This window comes from Klebsiella spallanzanii (assembly GCF_902158555.1).
GTDB lineage: Bacteria > Pseudomonadota > Gammaproteobacteria > Enterobacterales > Enterobacteriaceae > Klebsiella > Klebsiella spallanzanii.
This window is the reverse complement of sequence record NZ_CABGGS010000046.1, coordinates 311,814-327,872: the sequence shown is the minus strand read 5'-3', so window position 1 is coordinate 327,872 and position 16,059 is coordinate 311,814. Positions and strand designations below refer to the sequence as shown.

Sequence of the window (16,059 nt, the reverse complement as noted above, 5' to 3'; positions counted from 1 at the left end):
CTGATTAATAAAAGGAACAACGATGCGACATACAGCGATTCTTGCCACAGCGTTTACCGCCCTCATTTCCACTACCGCCTTCGCGGCGGACCTGCCCGGCAAAGGCATTACCGTGAAGCCGGCGCAGAGCACCATTTCTGAAGAAACCTTCCAGACCCTGCTGGTCAGCCGCGCGCTGGAAAAGCTAGGCTATACCGTCGAGAAACCCAGTGAAGTCGACTATAACGTCGCCTACACCTCTATCGCCGCAGGTGATACCACCTACATCGCCACCAACTGGAAGCCGCTGCATGATGATATGTACGCCGCCGCCGGTGGTGATAAGAAATTCTACCGTGAAGGCGTTTTCGTTACCGGTGCCGCTCAGGGCTACCTGATCGATAAGAAAACCGCCGAGCAGTACCACATTAAATCGATCGATCAGCTAAAAGATCCGAAAATCGCCAAACTGTTTGATACCAACGGCGATGGCAAAGCCGATATGACCGGCTGTACGCCAGGCTGGGGCTGCGAAGCGGTCATTAATCACCAGATTGATGCTTACGGTCTGAGCAATACGGTCGTGCATAACCAGGGCAACTACGCCGCGATGATGGCCGATACTATTGCGCGTTATAAAGAAGGCAAACCGGTGCTTTATTACACCTGGACGCCTTACTGGGTCAGCGATGTGCTGAAGCCGGGTAAAGATGTCGTGTGGCTGCAGGTTCCGTTCTCCTCCCTGCCGGGTGAACAGAAAAATATCGACACTAAACTGCCGAACGGTGTGAACTATGGCTTCCCGGTAAACACGATGCATATTGTCGCCAACAAAGCCTGGGCCGAGAAAAACCCGGCGGCGGCAAAACTGTTTAGCATCATGAAGCTGCCGATTGCCGACATCAACGCCGAGAATGCAATGATGCACGCAGGCCATGGTTCAGAAGCGGATATTCAGGGTCACGTCGATGGCTGGATCAAAGCCCACCAGCAGCAGTTTGACGGCTGGGTGAATGAAGCGCTGGCCGCGCAGAAATAATCCCCCGCTTTTTTAGGACATTCCCGGAGGCGATGCTGCGCATCTGTTCGGGCTACAAAACCGCACGACCCGTAGCCCGAGGAAGGTGCTCTGCGCCGCCCCCGGGGAAAGCTGCATCCTGCACAACACGACATTTTTTGTCCTAAATGATGGGTTGATATGCAAATAAATTGCATAACTTTAGCCATCAGCCTGCTAGATACTGTTAAGCTACGCCGCTCTCTGCTAAGGTAAATCCACCTGTTTAATCATGTGATTTTCACGTGAGTTATTAATAAGCAATTCCTATGGAAAACCCTGGCGCATTGACGCACACTTCTGCTGCTGACGAAGCCACGCTGGCTGAAGGCATCAAAGACAGCCTACCCATTGTCATTAGCTATATTCCCGTCGCCTTCGCCTTTGGCCTGAATGCCACAAAGCTCGGCTTCTCTCCGCTGGAAAGCCTGTTCTTCTCCTGCATTATTTACGCGGGTGCCAGCCAGTTCGTGATCACCGCGATGCTGGCCGCAGGCAGCTCGCTGTGGGTCGCGGCGCTTACCGTCATGGCAATGGACGTTCGCCACGTGCTGTACGGCCCTTCCCTGCGCAGCCGTATTCAGCGCTTGCTGAGCAAGAAAAAAACCGCCGTCTGGGCGTTCGGCCTGACCGACGAAGTTTTTGCCGCCGCCACCGCTAAACTGGTACGCGATAACCGCCGCTGGAGCGAGAACTGGATGATCGGCATCGCTTTTATGTCCTGGGCTTCGTGGGTCTTCGGTACGTTGGTAGGCGCTTACTCAGGCAGTGGCCTGTTGACCGGTTTTCCGGCAGTAGAGGCTGCGCTTAGCTTTATGCTTCCGGCGCTGTTTATGAGTTTTTTACTGGCATCGTTCCAACGCAAACAGTCGCTTAGCGTTACCGCTGCGCTGGCAGGCGCTCTGGGAGGAATTATCCTGTTTTCCATACCCGCCGCGATCCTTGCCGGAATTGTCTGCGGCTGTCTGACCGCTCTGGTACAAGCCAGTATTCAGGGGATGCCCGATGAACAGTGATGTCCTTATTATCGGAGCCGTGGTCGGTTGCGTAAATTATCTGTTCCGCTATCTGCCGCTGCGCCTGCGCGCCGGGAACTCCCGTCCCACTCGTCGCGGCCCGGTCAGCGTCCTGCTCGATACCATCGGCATCGCCTCTATCTGCGCGCTGCTGGTTGTCTCCAGCGTGCCGGAAATTCTCCACGATACCCGCCGTTTTCTGCCGACACTGGCTGGCTTCGCGGTGCTGGGTCTGGTCTTTTGGAAAACGCGCAGCATTATTATTCCTACGCTTTTAAGCGCGCTAACCTATGGTGTTGTCTGGAAAATCGGCACATGGCTATAAGCTTAAAGTATCAATTTTAGTCAATAATTCATTTGATTTATTTGTCACAATAGTTATTATATCGGCTGTAATTAATGAGGTCATAACCAAAATGGATAGTTCGTTTACTCCCATTGAGCAAATGCTCAAGTTCCGCGCCAGCCGTCACGAAGACTTCCCTTTTCAGGAAATTCTGCTTACTCGTCTTTGCATGCATATGCAGGGGAAACTGCTGGAAAACCGTAACAAGATGCTGAAAGCGCAAGGGATTAACGAGACATTATTTATGGCGCTGATCACGCTTGAGTCTCAGGAAAACCACAGCATTCAGCCTTCTGAATTGAGCTGTGCGCTGGGCTCTTCACGTACCAACGCTACGCGCATTGCCGATGAACTGGAAAAGCGCGGCTGGATTGAGCGCCGCGAAAGCGATAACGATCGTCGCTGCCTGCATTTACAACTTACCGACAAAGGTCATCAGTTCCTGCGCGAAGTGTTACCGCCGCAGCACAACTGCCTGCATCAGCTCTGGTCTTCTTTAAGCACCAGCGAAAAAGATCAGCTCGAGCACATCACCCGTAAGCTACTTGGTCGCCTTGACCAAATGGAAGAGGATGGCGTGCTTGCGGAGTCTCTGCGCTAAGCGCGGAATCAACCGCTCAACAATTTTTCTGGATTGACAAGGAAAACGGACAGGCCAGCAGATCTTCTGCTGGCCTTTCTGATAAACAGGTCGGCTCAGCCGATGTGAAATAATAAGATCGTGGAGAATAACATGAGCGCAAATGCGGAGAGCCAAACCCCGCAGCAACCGGGCAGCAAGAAAGGTAAGCGTAAAGGCGCCCTTTTGCTGCTGACCTTGCTCTTTATTATTGTTGCCGTGGCATACGGGATTTATTGGTTTTTGGTACTGCGTCACTTCGAAGAGACGGACGACGCATACGTGGCGGGGAACCAGGTACAAATTATGGCTCAGGTGTCCGGCAGCGTGACGAAAGTCTGGGCTGACAACACCGACTACGTGCAAAAAGGCGATCCGCTGGTCACCCTCGACCAGACCGATGCTCAGCAGGCGTTTGAAAAAGCACAAACCCAGCTCGCCTCCAGCGTACGCCAAACTCGCCAGCAGATGATCAACAGCAAACAACTGCAGGCCAGTATCGACGTCAAAAAAACCGCCCTTTCCCAGGCGCAAACCGACCTCAACCGCCGAATTCCGCTAGGGGCCGCCAACCTGATTGGCCGTGAAGAGCTGCAGCACGCTCGCGACACGGTTGCCAGCGCGCAAGCTGAACTGGACGTGGCTATTCAGCAATATAACGCAAACCAGGCGATCGTTCTGGGAACGAAGCTGGAACAACAGCCTGCGGTGCTGCAAGCGGCGACCGAAGTCCGTAACGCCTGGCTGGCCCTGCAGCGGACGAAAATCGTCAGCCCGATTAGCGGCTACGTTTCACGCCGTTCCGTACAGCCTGGCGCGCAAATCAGCACGACGACTCCGCTGATGGCCGTGGTTCCGGCCACCAATCTGTGGATTGACGCCAACTTTAAAGAGACTCAGCTAGCGCATATGCGTATCGGTCAACCGGCGACCGTCATCAGCGATATTTACGGCGATGATGTGAAATACAGCGGTAAAGTCGTCGGCCTCGATATGGGCACAGGTAGCGCCTTCTCGCTGCTGCCTGCGCAGAACGCCACCGGTAACTGGATCAAAGTGGTTCAGCGTCTACCAGTACGTATTGAGCTGGATGAAAAACAGCTGGCGGAGCACCCGCTGCGCATCGGCCTTTCAACGTTGGTTGAGGTGAACACCACCGACCGCGGCGGCGAAATGCTGGCAAGCCAGGTACGTAGTTCCCCGGTTTACGAAAGCAATGCCCGCGAAATCGGTCTTGAGCCGGTCAACAAGCTGATAAACGACATCATCCAGGCTAACGCCGGATAATTCGGGGTGAGCGTAATGCAACAGCAAAAACCGCTGGAAGGCGCGCAGCTGGTCATTATGACCATTGCGCTGTCGCTCGCGACCTTCATGCAGGTGCTGGACTCCACTATCGCCAACGTGGCCATCCCCACCATCGCCGGTAACCTTGGTTCATCATTGAGTCAGGGAACCTGGGTTATTACCTCGTTTGGGGTAGCGAACGCTATCTCCATTCCGATAACCGGCTGGCTGGCAAAGCGCGTTGGCGAAGTGAAGCTGTTCCTCTGGTCGACGGTGGCGTTCGCTATCGCCTCCTGGGCCTGCGGCATGTCAAACAGCCTGACGATGCTGATTTTCTTCCGCGTGATTCAGGGGATCGTCGCCGGTCCGCTGATCCCGCTGTCGCAAAGTCTGCTGCTCAGCAACTACCCACCCGCCAAGCGCTCTATTGCGCTGGCGCTGTGGTCGATGACGGTGATCGTCGCGCCAATCTGCGGCCCGATTCTTGGTGGCTATATCAGCGACAACTACCACTGGGGCTGGATCTTTTTTATCAACGTGCCGATTGGCATCGCCGTCGTAGTCATGACGCTGCAAACCCTGCGCAACCGTGAAACCCGCACCGAGCAGCGGCGAATTGACGGCGTGGGTCTGGCGCTGCTGGTTATCGGTATCGGCAGCCTGCAGGTGATGCTCGACCGGGGTAAAGAGCTCGACTGGTTTGCCTCTAACGAGATAATCATTCTGACGATCGTCGCCGTGGTAGCGATAAGCTTCCTGATTGTCTGGGAGCTGACCGACGACAACCCGATAGTCGACCTGTCGCTGTTTAAGTCGCGAAACTTCACCATCGGCTGCCTGTGTATAAGCCTCGCCTATATGCTTTACTTCGGCGCTATCGTGCTGTTGCCGCAGCTATTGCAGGAGGTCTACGGCTACACCGCGACCTGGGCCGGCCTGGCCTCAGCGCCGGTTGGGGTGATCCCGGTTATCCTGTCGCCGATTATCGGACGCTTCGCGCATAAGCTTGATATGCGCCGGCTGGTCACCTTCAGCTTTATTATGTATGCGGTCTGCTTCTACTGGCGCGCGTGGACATTCGAACCGGGTATGGACTTCGGCGCCTCGGCGTGGCCGCAGTTTATTCAAGGCTTCGCGGTGGCCTGCTTCTTTATGCCGCTGACCACCATAACGCTTTCCGGCCTGCCGCCGGAACGGCTGGCGGCGGCATCGAGCCTGTCGAACTTCACGCGTACCCTGGCGGGGTCAATAGGGACCTCAATTACCACCACTATGTGGACCAACCGTGAGGCGCTGCACCATGCGCAGCTTACCGAGTCGGTGACGCCGTATAATCCCAACGCCCAGCAGATGTACGATCAGCTGCAGGGCCTGGGAATGACCCAGCAGCAGGCATCCGGCTGGATAGCGCAGCAGATAACCAATCAGGGACTGATTATCTCCGCCAACGAAATTTTCTGGTTCTCGGCGGCGATATTTATCCTTCTGCTCGGGCTGGTGTGGTTTGCCAGACCGCCGTTCAGCGCCGGAGGCGGCGGTGGCGGTGCACACTAAGGTTTGATGTAAAGGGATCCGCGGATCCCTTTTTATTGCCTGAAAATGCAGGTGGTTGTTTTATCATCATAAGAGGTGTATCTTTACGCCGCCCCAAATACTTCCATTCACAACTAGCCGGTTCTGAGCGCTTCGCTCAGGTTGTCAATCCTCTTTATCTACACCCTCGCCTTGCTGGGTGAAATCCACACTATCCCTTGAAACCCATTAACCTCACAACTCGCATCCCCGCGGGCGTAACTTTATAACAACATAAATAATGGATTATCATGAATACGCAACGAAAATACGGGAGAACCTGGCACTATCCTTTCTCCCCCGGCACCACCAGCGATGACCGTATCAACGCCGACTATTGGCGAGATTTGCAGGTTATTCCTCAACTGGTGCACACCGAAAAGCTGGACGGTGAAAATAACTGCCTGAATCGCCACGGGGTTTTTGCCCGCTCTCATGCAGCCCCAACGCAATCCGCCTGGACGCATAAAATTCGCCAGCGCTGGCAATTGCTAAAAAACGATCTTGGCGATTTAGAGCTTTTCGGCGAAAACCTCTATGCCGTCCACTCGATTGAATATCACGCGCTGGAGCAGGATTTTTTCCTGTTTGCCATCCGCTGCCAGGATATGTGGCTAAGCTGGGAAGAAGTGCTGTTCTACGCCGCACTGTTTGATTTTCCCTGCGTCCCGGAAATCCCAGGGCCGCAGCCTGGTCAGGATGAAAAAGCGTGGCAGCGAGAATTTCTTGCGCTAACCAACGGACGAGGCGCGTTCGACCCATGGGATGTCCAGACCGCTCAGCCCTGCACCCTCGAAGGCATCGTGAGCCGCAATCGCAACGAATTCCCTGTGGATGATTTCGCCCACCAAGTGCTTAAGTTTGTCCGTAAGAATCATGTCAAAACAACGGAACACTGGAAACGCAACTGGCGACGGGCTCATCTGGCCCATGAATTTGCCTTTGGAGAGCGCTCATGATCTGGCAGCTTACTGGTGACAAAGGCTGGTCGGCGCTGCGGCAACAATTCCGCTGGGTAGAAGAGATGCACGATGTACCACAGGATCCCGTCCATCATGCCGAAGGCGACGTTGGCATTCATACCGAAATGGTGCTCAACGCGCTATCAACTATACCCGACTTTCAGCGATGCTCACCGCAACAGCAAGAGCTGCTGTGGGCTGCGGCGCTGCTGCACGATGTGGAAAAGCGCAGCACCACGCAGCGTGATGAACACGGTCGCATCCAGTCACCGGGCCATGCGCGCAAAGGTGAACTCACAGCGCGGCAGATCCTGTGGCGAGATATTCCGACACCCTTTATTCTGCGTGAGCAAATCGCGGCACTGGTTCGCCTGCACGGACTGCCGTTGTGGCTACTCGAACGTCCCGCCCCTGAGCGCCTGCTGCTCAGCGCGGCGATGCGGATTGATACGCGTCTGCTTACATTGCTTGCCCGTGCCGATATAGAAGGTCGCCGCTGTCAGGATAAACAGGAAATGCTCGACCGAATCGCCCTATTTGAGCTTTTCTGTCAGGAACAACAGTGCTGGGGACATGCCCGTCACTTCGCTTCCGATGCGGCTCGCTGGCATTATCTGACGCATTTGAACAGTTCAGCCGATTTCATCCCCTGGGAAACAGAAAGATTTGAAGTGATTATAATGAGCGCGCTGCCTGGAATGGGTAAGGATCGCTATATCAGCGAACACAGTCCCGGCATGCCGATAGTGAGTCTTGATGATATCCGCCGTCGGCTTGGCATCAGCCCGGAAGACAGGGCGGCAACCGGGCGCGTCGTCCAGCAGGCAAAAGAAGATGCACGGGTTTTACTGCGACAAAAAACGGCTTTTGTCTGGAATGCGACCAATATTACCCGACAGCTACGAAGCCAGCTCATCGACCTTTTTACTGCCTACGGTGCGCGGGTAAAAATTGTCTACATTGAAGTTCCATGGGCGCAATGGAAGCAGCAAAATGCAAACCGCCAATATGCGGTTCCGGACGCGGTAATAATGCGAATGGCGTCAAAGCTGGAAGTGCCTCAGCCTGATGAAGCGCACTGCGTGGAATATCAGGTAAGAGATGAGTGAACAAGCCGGGCAGAGCCTCCTCTGTCCGGCTACAGCACTAACTAAATGTGCAGTTCTTGCAGTTTTTCTTTCGGCAGCGCCAGCTCGTCGTTGCTATTGACGCGAACATCACGATCAATGATATGGCGAGCAATTTCCTGGGCTTCTTCCAGCGAGTGCATGGTATAGGTTCCGCACTGGTAAACGTTCAGCTCCGGGATCTGGTTCTGATCTTTCACCTTCAGCACGTCGGCCATCGCCGCTTTCCAGGCATCCGCTACGCGCTGCTCGTCCGGCGTACCGATAAGGCTCATATAGAACCCGGTGCGGCAACCCATCGGAGATATATCGATAATTTCCACACCATTGCCGTTCAGGTGATCGCGCATGAAACCGGCAAACAGATGCTCAAGAGTGTGAATGCCTCTTTCCGGCATCACTTCCTGGTTTGGCACGCAGAATCGCAGATCGAAAACGGTGATTTCATCGCCATGAGGCGTGTTCATTTTCTTCGCGACACGCACCGCAGGCGCTTCCATTCGGGTATGGTCGACTGTGAAACTATCTAACAACGGCATTCTTCACCTCCGATAGTGATTTTTTTAAAAATAAAATGAACTCTTTTTAAGGCAGCGAGTCTGAGTATATGAAAGACGCGCATTTATTATCATCATCATCCCTGAATCAGAGATGAAGGTTTGGCCACAGTGATGTGGCCGTTTTCTTTTTTACGGCTTGTAAAGCTACGCGTGCCTTGCCAGCAGCGCTTCAAACGGCTCGCTATCTGCCGCTTCCACCTTCTTCTGACGCTCTATTGACGCTTCGCGCTCGGTAACAAAATCCTCTTCGCGTAAAATTTCCAGCGGCTCTTCACGCAGCATCGTACGATATTGATCGGCCAGTCCTCTGCCGGTACCGCCAATCCCCTCTTCAAGCATAGAACGCAGAATGCGCGCCGAGAAGGTTAACTCCGGATTATCGAAACAGGCGACAAGCTCATCGCAGGCCTGCTGATAGGCCTGGCATCCGTGGATGCTATCCAGCGTTTGCGCCACGCGGCGTAAATCACGGAACAGATCTTTCCCTACCTGAGCCAGCGGGAACTGGGCGGTTTCGCAGCCGATGCCTAGCGTCAGACCCGGCTTACGGCCTTCGAGAATCACCCGATTCCAGTTGGTACGCGTACACAGCAGTTCATCGCTGCTCATCTCCGGCGCATCGGCCAGCACGCACCAGACCATAAACAGATCGAGGAAGCGGACCTGCTGCTCGTCAACGCCAATTGGCGAGAACGGGTTGATATCCAGTGAACGGACTTCAATGTATTCGATGCCGCCACGCAGCAGCGCGTCGGAAGGGGATTCTCCGCTACGCGTTACGCGTTTAGGACGGATTGGCGCATACAGTTCGTTTTCGATTTGCAGTACATTGCTGTTGATTTGCAGACGCTTACCGTCTTTCTCAAGCCCGATGTTTTCGTACTCTTCAGAAGGCGTTTTAATCGCCCGCTTCAATCCTGCCACATACTCATACAGATCGTTAAACGTAATTCCGAGATTGCTTTGCGACTTATTGGTATAGCCCAGATCACTCAGACGCAGTGAAGTCGCGTAAGGCAGGTAATACATGCCGTTGCTGGCTTCCTCAAACGGCAGCGTCGTCGGTTTCCCCTGCAGGAACGAAGAGCAAATTGCCGGAGATGCGCCGAACAGGTACGGAATCACCCAACCAAAACGGTAATAGTTGCGAATGGAACGGAAATAACCTGCTGAAATGGCCTCTTTGCCGCTTTCAACATCCTCAACGCCACACTTGGCTTTCCAGAAAGCCATCGGCAGAGAGAAGTTATAGTGCACACCGGAGATGGTTTGCATTAGCGCGCCATAGCGGTTCTTCAGCCCTTCGCGATAAAGCGTTTTCAGACGACCAATATTAGAGGTGCCGTACTGCGCCAGTTCAATATCCTGACCGGGCGCGATATAGCAAGGCATGCTCAGCGGCCACATCCGTTCATCACCAATATGGCGCGCGGTATAGCGATGAACATCGCGCATAAAGGTGAGCATATGCTGAATATCGCCATCAACCGGCGTAATAAATTCCAGCAAAGCTTCGGCAAAATCGGTGGTAATCCATTTGTGAGTCAGCGCTGACCCCAATGTTTCCGGATGACCGGTAGTGGCCAGCGTGCCGTCAGCGTTGACGCGCAGCGTTTCGCGCTCAAGACCACGTTGAATACCCTGCAGCGCCTGCGGATTTTTTTCCAGCCAGGCCAGCGCCTGTGATACGTCCGGGATCAATTTGACCTCCCGCCTGTCGAAATCGTTTGAATTAGCATAATTGTAATGGTTGAACAATCAGTCCAATTAGTGCCACCACGTCATGCCCTGAAGCGTTATCGCCGCAACGACGATATAGCGTAATGCTTTGCCAAGGCATAAGAAAAAGAGCACTGGTCCCCAGGAAATGCGCATCCATCCCGCCAGTAAACACAGCAAATCGCCTATAACAGGCGCCCAGCTTAATAATAGCGTGGCCGCGCCGTAGCGCTTCAGCCAACCGGACGCCTTATCCTGCCAGCGCGATGTTTTACGCAGCGGAAACAGGCGCCCCAGAATAACGTTAGTTACCCCTCCAAGGCTATTACCGATTATTGCTATTAAAACCAGTAACCACGGCTGGCTAACCCCTGCCAGTAGCATAGCAATCAACACGACTTCCGAATTACCGGGAAGCAGCGTTGCGCTCAAGAAGCTGCTGGCAAACAGCGATATCAGCGACAGCGCGTCGCTCACAACAATCGCACGTCCACGGCATCCATACCGGCGCGCTTCGCCGCCTGCAGCCCAAAGTCCGCATCTTCAAAGACAACGCATTTCTCTGCCGCAACGCCCATGCGCTCGGCGCAAAGTAAGAAAGTATCGGGCGCGGGTTTATGGTTTGCGACATGATCGGCGGCAACAACCGCCGAGAAGTAGTGACGCAGGCCCAAATGAGCCAGCAGCGCTTCAGCAACGGCGCTTTCGCTACCGGTACCGACGGACATCGGGCGACGCCCGTGCCATGCCTTAACCACCTCAATCAGCGGCAAAGGGCGGACGCTATCAAGAAGCATCGCTTTCACGGCGTCCGTTTTTTCTCGTGCCAGATGGTGAGGATCTAAATCAGCCTGGTTTAATTCGATAATAGCCTGGGCAATCCGCCAGGTTGGAGAACCATTAAGCGCGACCATAGCCTGCATATCGAAACGCATACCGTAACGTCCGAGAACCTCGTTCCATGCCTTACGATGCGTCGGCTCGGTATCGAGGATCGTGCCATCCATATCAAAAATCAGTCCTGCGTAACGTTCGTACATCGTCTTCTCACCAACCGGTTAAGGAGGAGTTACTGTAACGCAAAAGGCAAGTTTTGTCGCTGCCAGCGGCAGATGCAATAAAGGCGCCCGATGGCGCCTTTATCTATGTGGATGCAGTTTGATGGGTTTATTTGACTCTTAAATCATTCTCAACCACACGAACGCCCTGCACTTTGCGCGTCACTTCTACCGCGCGTTTAGCGCTATCGGCAGATGAGACAAAGCCGCTCAGCTGTACACGACCTTTAAAAGTCTGGACGCTAATTTCCGAAGACTTAATCTCTTTATCATTGAAGAGCGCGGTTTTTACTTTAGTCGTCACGACGGTGTCGTCAATATACCCGCCGGTACTTTCCTTCGTGGATGAACCTGCACAGCCCGCAAGCGTGGCGGCTACCAGAAGCGACGCGCAAAACGCAGATATTGCTTTGAACCATTTCATGGATTTCTCTCCTTGCACTTATATCACCCAAAATCAGGCTGGTATACAGGGATAAATTATAGTGGAAAGAGCGACTTGCCAATGAAAAAAGTGCTGAAGAAGATTGTGAATTATTGCGCTGGAGATGACTTGAGGAGAATATGGTGCATCCGGGAGGATTCGAACCTCCGACCGCTCGGTTCGTAGCCGAGTACTCTATCCAGCTGAGCTACGGATGCATTGGGAAACTTGCTTTACTGCCGACATTGATGCTGCTGCTAAAGCCGTATCAAGTAAGATGGTGCATCCGGGAGGATGACTCGGCTGCGCCTCACCCTTCGGGCCGTTGCTGAAGCAACGTTATCCTCCCTGGTGCTGGCGATTATCTCGCAGACCATGCAACAACGACACCGCTGTTACTGAGGAGAATATGGTGCATCCGGGAGGATTCGAACCTCCGACCGCTCGGTTCGTAGCCGAGTACTCTATCCAGCTGAGCTACGGATGCATCGGGAAACTTGCTTTACTGCCGATGTTGATACTGCTGCTAAAGCTGTATCAAGTAAGATGGTGCATCCGGGAGGATTCGAACCTCCGACCGCTCGGTTCGTAGCCGAGTACTCTATCCAGCTGAGCTACGGATGCATCGGGAAACTTACTTTACTACGCATCAGTGTCACACCTAACACTTGCCACACTGAGTAAGATGGTGCATCCGGGAGGATTCGAACCTCCGACCGCTCGGTTCGTAGCCGAGTACTCTATCCAGCTGAGCTACGGATGCAAAATGGCGGTGAGGCGGGGATTCGAACCCCGGATGCAGCTTTTGACCGCATACTCCCTTAGCAGGGGAGCGCCTTCAGCCTCTCGGCCACCTCACCACACGCCTCTTTCGAGTGCTTCAAAGAACTTGTTTCTGCTCTTCGTCGCTGCGATGGCGCACATATTACTTTCTGGTACTTATAAGTCAAACCTTTTTTCGAGACCTTTTTTTCGTTTGCACACTTCCCGCGCAATTAGCCTGTGAAAACGGCAAAAAGAGTATTTTATCAACAAGAAATTGGTGATTACGTCGTTGCTAACGCAAAAGATAACTGTAGCGGATGCTGGGCTTTAGATAAAAAAGAGAGGCTGTCAGAGAAGAAAAGTAAGGAAAAACGCCATGTGGAGGGATGCGCCTCACAAAATAGCGAGGCGCGAAAACCTTAGTAACTGGACTGCTGGGATTTTTCAGCCTGGATACGCTGGTAGATCTCTTCACGATGCACTGAGACTTCTTTAGGGGCGTTTACGCCAATACGTACCTGGTTACCCTTAACCCCTAAAACTGTCACAGTGACCTCATCTCCAATCATGAGGGTCTCACCAACTCGACGAGTCAGAATCAGCATTCTTTGCTCCTTGAAAGATTAAAAGAGTCGGGTCTCTCGTATCCCGGCATTATCCATCATATAACGCCAAAAAGTAAGCGATGACAAACACCCTACGGTGTAAGCAGTCACGGCATCACATTCTGTTAAACCTAAGTTTAGCCGATATACACAACTTCAACCCGACTTTATCGTTATCAGTGCTTCTCGCGCAAGATGCTGTAATCCGAGAATCACAGCATCTATGCGATTATAGTTATTACAATTTCGCGCTTACCCAGCCTTTCACACTGGCCAACGCAGCAGGGAGAGCAGACGCATCGGTACCACCAGCTTGCGCCATATCCGGACGACCGCCCCCTTTACCGCCCACCTGCTGGGCGACCATACCAACCAGCTCCCCTGCTTTCACGCGGTCTGTCACATCCTTAGACACACCTGCAATCAGAGAAACCTTACCTTCTGCGACCGTGGCTAATACGACAACCGTTGAACCCAGTTGGTTCTTCAGATCGTCAACCATAGTACGCAGCATTTTCGGCTCAACGCCGGCCAGCTCGCTGACCAGTAGTTTAACGCCGTTAATCTCTTCCGCTTTGCTGGAAAGGTTTGCACTCTCCTGCACTGCTGCCTGCTCTTTCAGCTGCTGCAGCTCTTTTTCCAGCTGGCGGCTGCGCTCTAACGCGGCGCGCACTTTTTCGCCGAGGCTATGAGTATCACCCTTCAGCAACTGAGCGATATCGCCCAGCAGATCGCTTTGTGCATGCAGCAGCGCAATCGCACCTTCACCAGTGACAGCCTCAATACGGCGCACGCCTGCTGCGGTGCCGGATTCAGACGTAATACGGAACAGGCCGATATCACCAGTACGCGAGGCGTGAGTACCGCCGCATAGCTCGGTGGAGAAATCCCCCATGCTCAGCACGCGAACGCGATCGTCATACTTCTCGCCAAACAGCGCCATCGCGCCGGATTCTCGAGCAGCGTCAATATCCATGATATTGGTTTCGATTGGCAGGTTGCGACGAATTTGCGCATTCACCAGATCTTCTACCGCACGGATCTCCTCCGGCTTCATCGCTTCAAAATGCGAGAAGTCAAAGCGTAATGCTTTATCGTTGACCAGAGAACCTTTCTGCGCAACGTGCGTACCGAGAACCTGACGCAGCGCCGCATGCATCAGGTGCGTTGCGGAGTGATTCAAACGGATACGCTGACGGCGAGCCTGATCAACATCAGCCTGTACGGCGTCACCCACTTTCAGTGAACCGCTGGTCAGTTTACCAATATGACCAATTGCCTGACCGTATTTCTGTGCGTCGTTAACCTGGAAGGTGAAACCGGCGCCCTTCAGTTCACCTTTATCACCCACCTGACCGCCAGATTCCGCGTAGAACGGCGTCTGATCCAGAATAACAACAGCGTCCTGGCCCGCGTTCACGGCATCAACCGCTTTACCGTCGATAAACAGCGCGGTCACTTTGCCATTCAGCTCCAGGCTGTCATAGCCTTTAAACTCTGAGGCGCTATCAACGCGGATCATCGCGTTGTAGTCCGCGCCAAAGCCGCTGGATTCGCGAGCGCGACGGCGCTGCTCTTCCATCGCCGCTTCAAAGCCAGCTTCATCAACTTTGATGTTACGCTCGCGACAAACATCTGCGGTAAGGTCAACCGGGAAGCCATAGGTATCATACAGACGGAAAGCGGTTTCGCCGTCCAGCGTGTCACCTTTCAGTTTTGCCAGCTCTTCATCCAGCAGCGCCAGTCCACGCTCCAGAGTACGGGCAAACTGCTCTTCTTCGGTTTTCAGCACCTGCTCAACCTGAGCCTGCTGCTGTTTCAGCTCTTCACCGGCAGAACCCATCACGTCAATCAGTGGGGCAACCAGTTTCCAGAAGAAGGTATCCTTCGCGCCAAGCATGTTGCCATGACGAATAGCGCGACGAATGATGCGGCGAAGCACGTAGCCACGGTTTTCATTCGACGGGATAACGCCATCGGCAATCAGGAACGCACAAGAGCGAATGTGGTCAGCAATAACGCGCAGAGACTTGTTAGACAGGTCGGTCGCGCCGGTCACATCGGCCACGCTCTTAATCAGATCGCGGAACAGATCGATATCGTAGTTAGAGTTCACGTGCTGCAGAACGGCAGCGATACGCTCCAGGCCCATACCGGTATCAACGGACGGCTTCGGCAGTGGCTCCATCGTCCCGTCAGCCTGACGGTTAAACTGCATAAAGACGATGTTCCAGATCTCAATATAGCGATCGCCGTCTTCTTCTGGCGTTCCCGGAGGACCACCCCAGATATGGTCGCCGTGATCGAAGAAGATTTCTGTGCATGGACCACATGGACCGGTATCGCCCATCTGCCAGAAGTTATCGGAAGCAAAAGGCGCACCCTTGTTGTCACCAATGCGAATAATACGCTCGCGCGGTACGCCGACTTCATTCGCCCAGATATCGAACGCTTCATCATCGGTTTCGTAGACAGTCACCCACAGTTTTTCTTTCGGCAGCGCAAACCAGTTTTCACCGGTCAACAGTTCCCATGCGTATTTGATGGCATCCTGCTTGAAGTAATCGCCAAAGCTGAAGTTGCCCAGCATTTCAAAGAAGGTGTGGTGACGCGCGGTGTAACCGACGTTTTCCAGATCGTTGTGCTTACCACCCGCACGAACGCAACGCTGTGCAGTGGTCGCACGCGAATAATTACGTTTGTCGAGACCAAGGAAAACATCCTTGAACTGGTTCATCCCGGCGTTGGTAAACAGCAGGGTCGGGTCGTTATGCGGCACCAGGGAGCTGCTCGCAACTACCTGATGTCCTTTACTATGGAAAAAGTCGAGAAACGCCTGACGGATCTCAGCGGTGCTCTTGCTCATAATTATCCTGAAATCAAGCTAACGAAATGTCGCTGGCAGCCACTACCCAGTATCGACCGGCAGGCTACTCACGAAAATAAAGTGGGAATAAGATAAG

15 protein-coding genes and 5 tRNA genes are annotated in these 16,059 nt (G+C 53.6%); 8 read left to right on the top strand and 12 right to left on the bottom strand.

Annotated elements, in window-relative coordinates; genetic code table 11:
* The first annotated feature begins 22 nt into the window (after positions 1–22).
* The 8 genes from proX to FN082_RS28045 all read left to right on the top strand — a co-directional run bounded on the left by proX (position 23) and on the right by FN082_RS28045 (position 7,947).
* The gene (gene proX / locus FN082_RS28080) at positions 23–1,018 is read left to right on the top strand and encodes a glycine betaine/L-proline ABC transporter substrate-binding protein ProX (protein ID WP_139539464.1); all 996 of its coding nucleotides are present in this window, start codon (positions 23–25) and stop codon (positions 1,016–1,018) included.
* A 287-nt stretch (positions 1,019–1,305) separates the two neighbouring features.
* Positions 1,306–2,052, top strand: coding sequence for an AzlC family ABC transporter permease (locus tag FN082_RS28075; protein ID WP_139539465.1), 747 nt, complete (start codon positions 1,306–1,308; stop codon positions 2,050–2,052).
* Positions 2,042–2,377 (top strand): L-valine transporter subunit YgaH, encoded by a 336-nt coding sequence (gene ygaH, locus FN082_RS28070; RefSeq protein WP_139539466.1) that lies wholly within the window; start codon positions 2,042–2,044, stop codon positions 2,375–2,377. The genes FN082_RS28075 and ygaH overlap by 11 nt, the downstream gene beginning before the upstream one ends.
* Before the next feature lie 91 nt (positions 2,378–2,468).
* Positions 2,469–2,999, top strand: a complete 531-nt coding sequence (gene mprA, locus FN082_RS28065) for a transcriptional repressor MprA (RefSeq protein WP_041146855.1) — start codon at positions 2,469–2,471, stop codon at positions 2,997–2,999.
* Between the two features lie 132 nt (positions 3,000–3,131).
* A complete protein-coding gene (gene emrA, locus FN082_RS28060) occupies positions 3,132–4,304 on the top strand; it encodes a multidrug efflux MFS transporter periplasmic adaptor subunit EmrA (protein WP_142982761.1) in 1,173 nt (390 codons plus the stop codon).
* A gap of 15 nt (positions 4,305–4,319) precedes the next feature.
* Positions 4,320–5,858 carry a multidrug efflux MFS transporter permease subunit EmrB gene (gene emrB, locus FN082_RS28055; protein WP_142463428.1) on the top strand — a complete coding sequence of 513 codons (1,539 nt, stop codon included), beginning with the start codon at positions 4,320–4,322 and terminating at the stop codon, positions 5,856–5,858.
* A 269-nt stretch (positions 5,859–6,127) separates the two neighbouring features.
* Positions 6,128–6,835, top strand: coding sequence for an RNA ligase family protein (locus FN082_RS28050; RefSeq protein WP_139539469.1), 708 nt, complete (start codon positions 6,128–6,130; stop codon positions 6,833–6,835).
* On the top strand, positions 6,832–7,947 hold the full coding sequence (locus tag FN082_RS28045) for an AAA family ATPase (RefSeq protein WP_142982760.1): 1,116 nt from the start codon (positions 6,832–6,834) through the stop codon (positions 7,945–7,947). Before FN082_RS28050 ends, FN082_RS28045 begins: the two co-directional genes overlap by 4 nt.
* A gap of 41 nt (positions 7,948–7,988) precedes the next feature.
* On the opposite strand, the gene luxS is transcribed toward FN082_RS28045, so the two are convergent.
* From luxS to alaS, 12 genes are all read right to left on the bottom strand, one after another.
* The gene (gene luxS / locus FN082_RS28040; protein ID WP_139539471.1) at positions 7,989–8,504 is read right to left on the bottom strand and encodes an S-ribosylhomocysteine lyase; all 516 of its coding nucleotides are present in this window, start codon (positions 8,502–8,504) and stop codon (positions 7,989–7,991) included.
* Positions 8,505–8,669: 165 nt separating this feature from the next.
* Positions 8,670–10,226 carry a glutamate--cysteine ligase gene (gshA, locus tag FN082_RS28035; RefSeq protein WP_142982759.1) on the bottom strand — a complete coding sequence of 519 codons (1,557 nt, stop codon included), beginning with the start codon at positions 10,224–10,226 and terminating at the stop codon, positions 8,670–8,672.
* A gap of 66 nt (positions 10,227–10,292) precedes the next feature.
* On the bottom strand, positions 10,293–10,721 hold the full coding sequence (locus FN082_RS28030) for a YqaA family protein (protein ID WP_139539473.1): 429 nt from the start codon (positions 10,719–10,721) through the stop codon (positions 10,293–10,295).
* Positions 10,718–11,284 carry a fructose-1-phosphate/6-phosphogluconate phosphatase gene (gene yqaB / locus FN082_RS28025; protein ID WP_139539474.1) on the bottom strand — a complete coding sequence of 189 codons (567 nt, stop codon included), beginning with the start codon at positions 11,282–11,284 and terminating at the stop codon, positions 10,718–10,720. The genes FN082_RS28030 and yqaB overlap by 4 nt, the downstream gene beginning before the upstream one ends.
* A 127-nt stretch (positions 11,285–11,411) precedes the next feature.
* Positions 11,412–11,726: a BON domain-containing protein gene (locus FN082_RS28020; RefSeq protein WP_139539475.1), complete on the bottom strand. Its 315-nt coding sequence runs from the start codon at positions 11,724–11,726 to the stop codon at positions 11,412–11,414.
* A 141-nt stretch (positions 11,727–11,867) separates the two neighbouring features.
* Positions 11,868–11,944 (bottom strand) — tRNA-Arg (locus FN082_RS28015).
* A 192-nt stretch (positions 11,945–12,136) separates the two neighbouring features.
* Positions 12,137–12,213 (bottom strand) — tRNA-Arg (locus FN082_RS28010).
* A gap of 60 nt (positions 12,214–12,273) precedes the next feature.
* Positions 12,274–12,350: transfer RNA gene (locus FN082_RS28005), tRNA-Arg, on the bottom strand.
* A gap of 62 nt (positions 12,351–12,412) precedes the next feature.
* Positions 12,413–12,489 (bottom strand) — tRNA-Arg (locus tag FN082_RS28000).
* 4 nt (positions 12,490–12,493) lie between these two features.
* Positions 12,494–12,586: transfer RNA gene (locus tag FN082_RS27995), tRNA-Ser, on the bottom strand.
* Positions 12,587–12,910: 324 nt separating this feature from the next.
* The gene (gene csrA, locus FN082_RS27990; RefSeq protein ID WP_000906486.1) at positions 12,911–13,096 is read right to left on the bottom strand and encodes a carbon storage regulator CsrA; all 186 of its coding nucleotides are present in this window, start codon (positions 13,094–13,096) and stop codon (positions 12,911–12,913) included.
* A 238-nt stretch (positions 13,097–13,334) separates the two neighbouring features.
* On the bottom strand, positions 13,335–15,962 hold the full coding sequence (gene alaS / locus FN082_RS27985; RefSeq protein WP_142463424.1) for an alanine--tRNA ligase: 2,628 nt from the start codon (positions 15,960–15,962) through the stop codon (positions 13,335–13,337).
* Between the last annotated feature and the right edge of the window lie 97 nt (positions 15,963–16,059).

Coding starts and splice junctions, on each gene's coding strand:
- proX (WP_139539464.1), top strand. CDS start 23: ATGCGACATACAGCGATTCTTGCCACAGCGTTTACCGCCCTCATTTCC.
- FN082_RS28075 (WP_139539465.1), top strand. CDS start 1,306: ATGGAAAACCCTGGCGCATTGACGCACACTTCTGCTGCTGACGAAGCC.
- ygaH (WP_139539466.1), top strand. CDS start 2,042: ATGAACAGTGATGTCCTTATTATCGGAGCCGTGGTCGGTTGCGTAAAT.
- mprA (WP_041146855.1), top strand. CDS start 2,469: ATGGATAGTTCGTTTACTCCCATTGAGCAAATGCTCAAGTTCCGCGCC.
- emrA (WP_142982761.1), top strand. CDS start 3,132: ATGAGCGCAAATGCGGAGAGCCAAACCCCGCAGCAACCGGGCAGCAAG.
- emrB (WP_142463428.1), top strand. CDS start 4,320: ATGCAACAGCAAAAACCGCTGGAAGGCGCGCAGCTGGTCATTATGACC.
- FN082_RS28050 (WP_139539469.1), top strand. CDS start 6,128: ATGAATACGCAACGAAAATACGGGAGAACCTGGCACTATCCTTTCTCC.
- FN082_RS28045 (WP_142982760.1), top strand. CDS start 6,832: ATGATCTGGCAGCTTACTGGTGACAAAGGCTGGTCGGCGCTGCGGCAA.
- luxS (WP_139539471.1), bottom strand. CDS start 8,504: ATGCCGTTGTTAGATAGTTTCACAGTCGACCATACCCGAATGGAAGCG.
- yqaB (WP_139539474.1), bottom strand. CDS start 11,284: ATGTACGAACGTTACGCAGGACTGATTTTTGATATGGATGGCACGATC.
- FN082_RS28020 (WP_139539475.1), bottom strand. CDS start 11,726: ATGAAATGGTTCAAAGCAATATCTGCGTTTTGCGCGTCGCTTCTGGTA.
- csrA (WP_000906486.1), bottom strand. CDS start 13,096: ATGCTGATTCTGACTCGTCGAGTTGGTGAGACCCTCATGATTGGAGAT.
- alaS (WP_142463424.1), bottom strand. CDS start 15,962: ATGAGCAAGAGCACCGCTGAGATCCGTCAGGCGTTTCTCGACTTTTTC.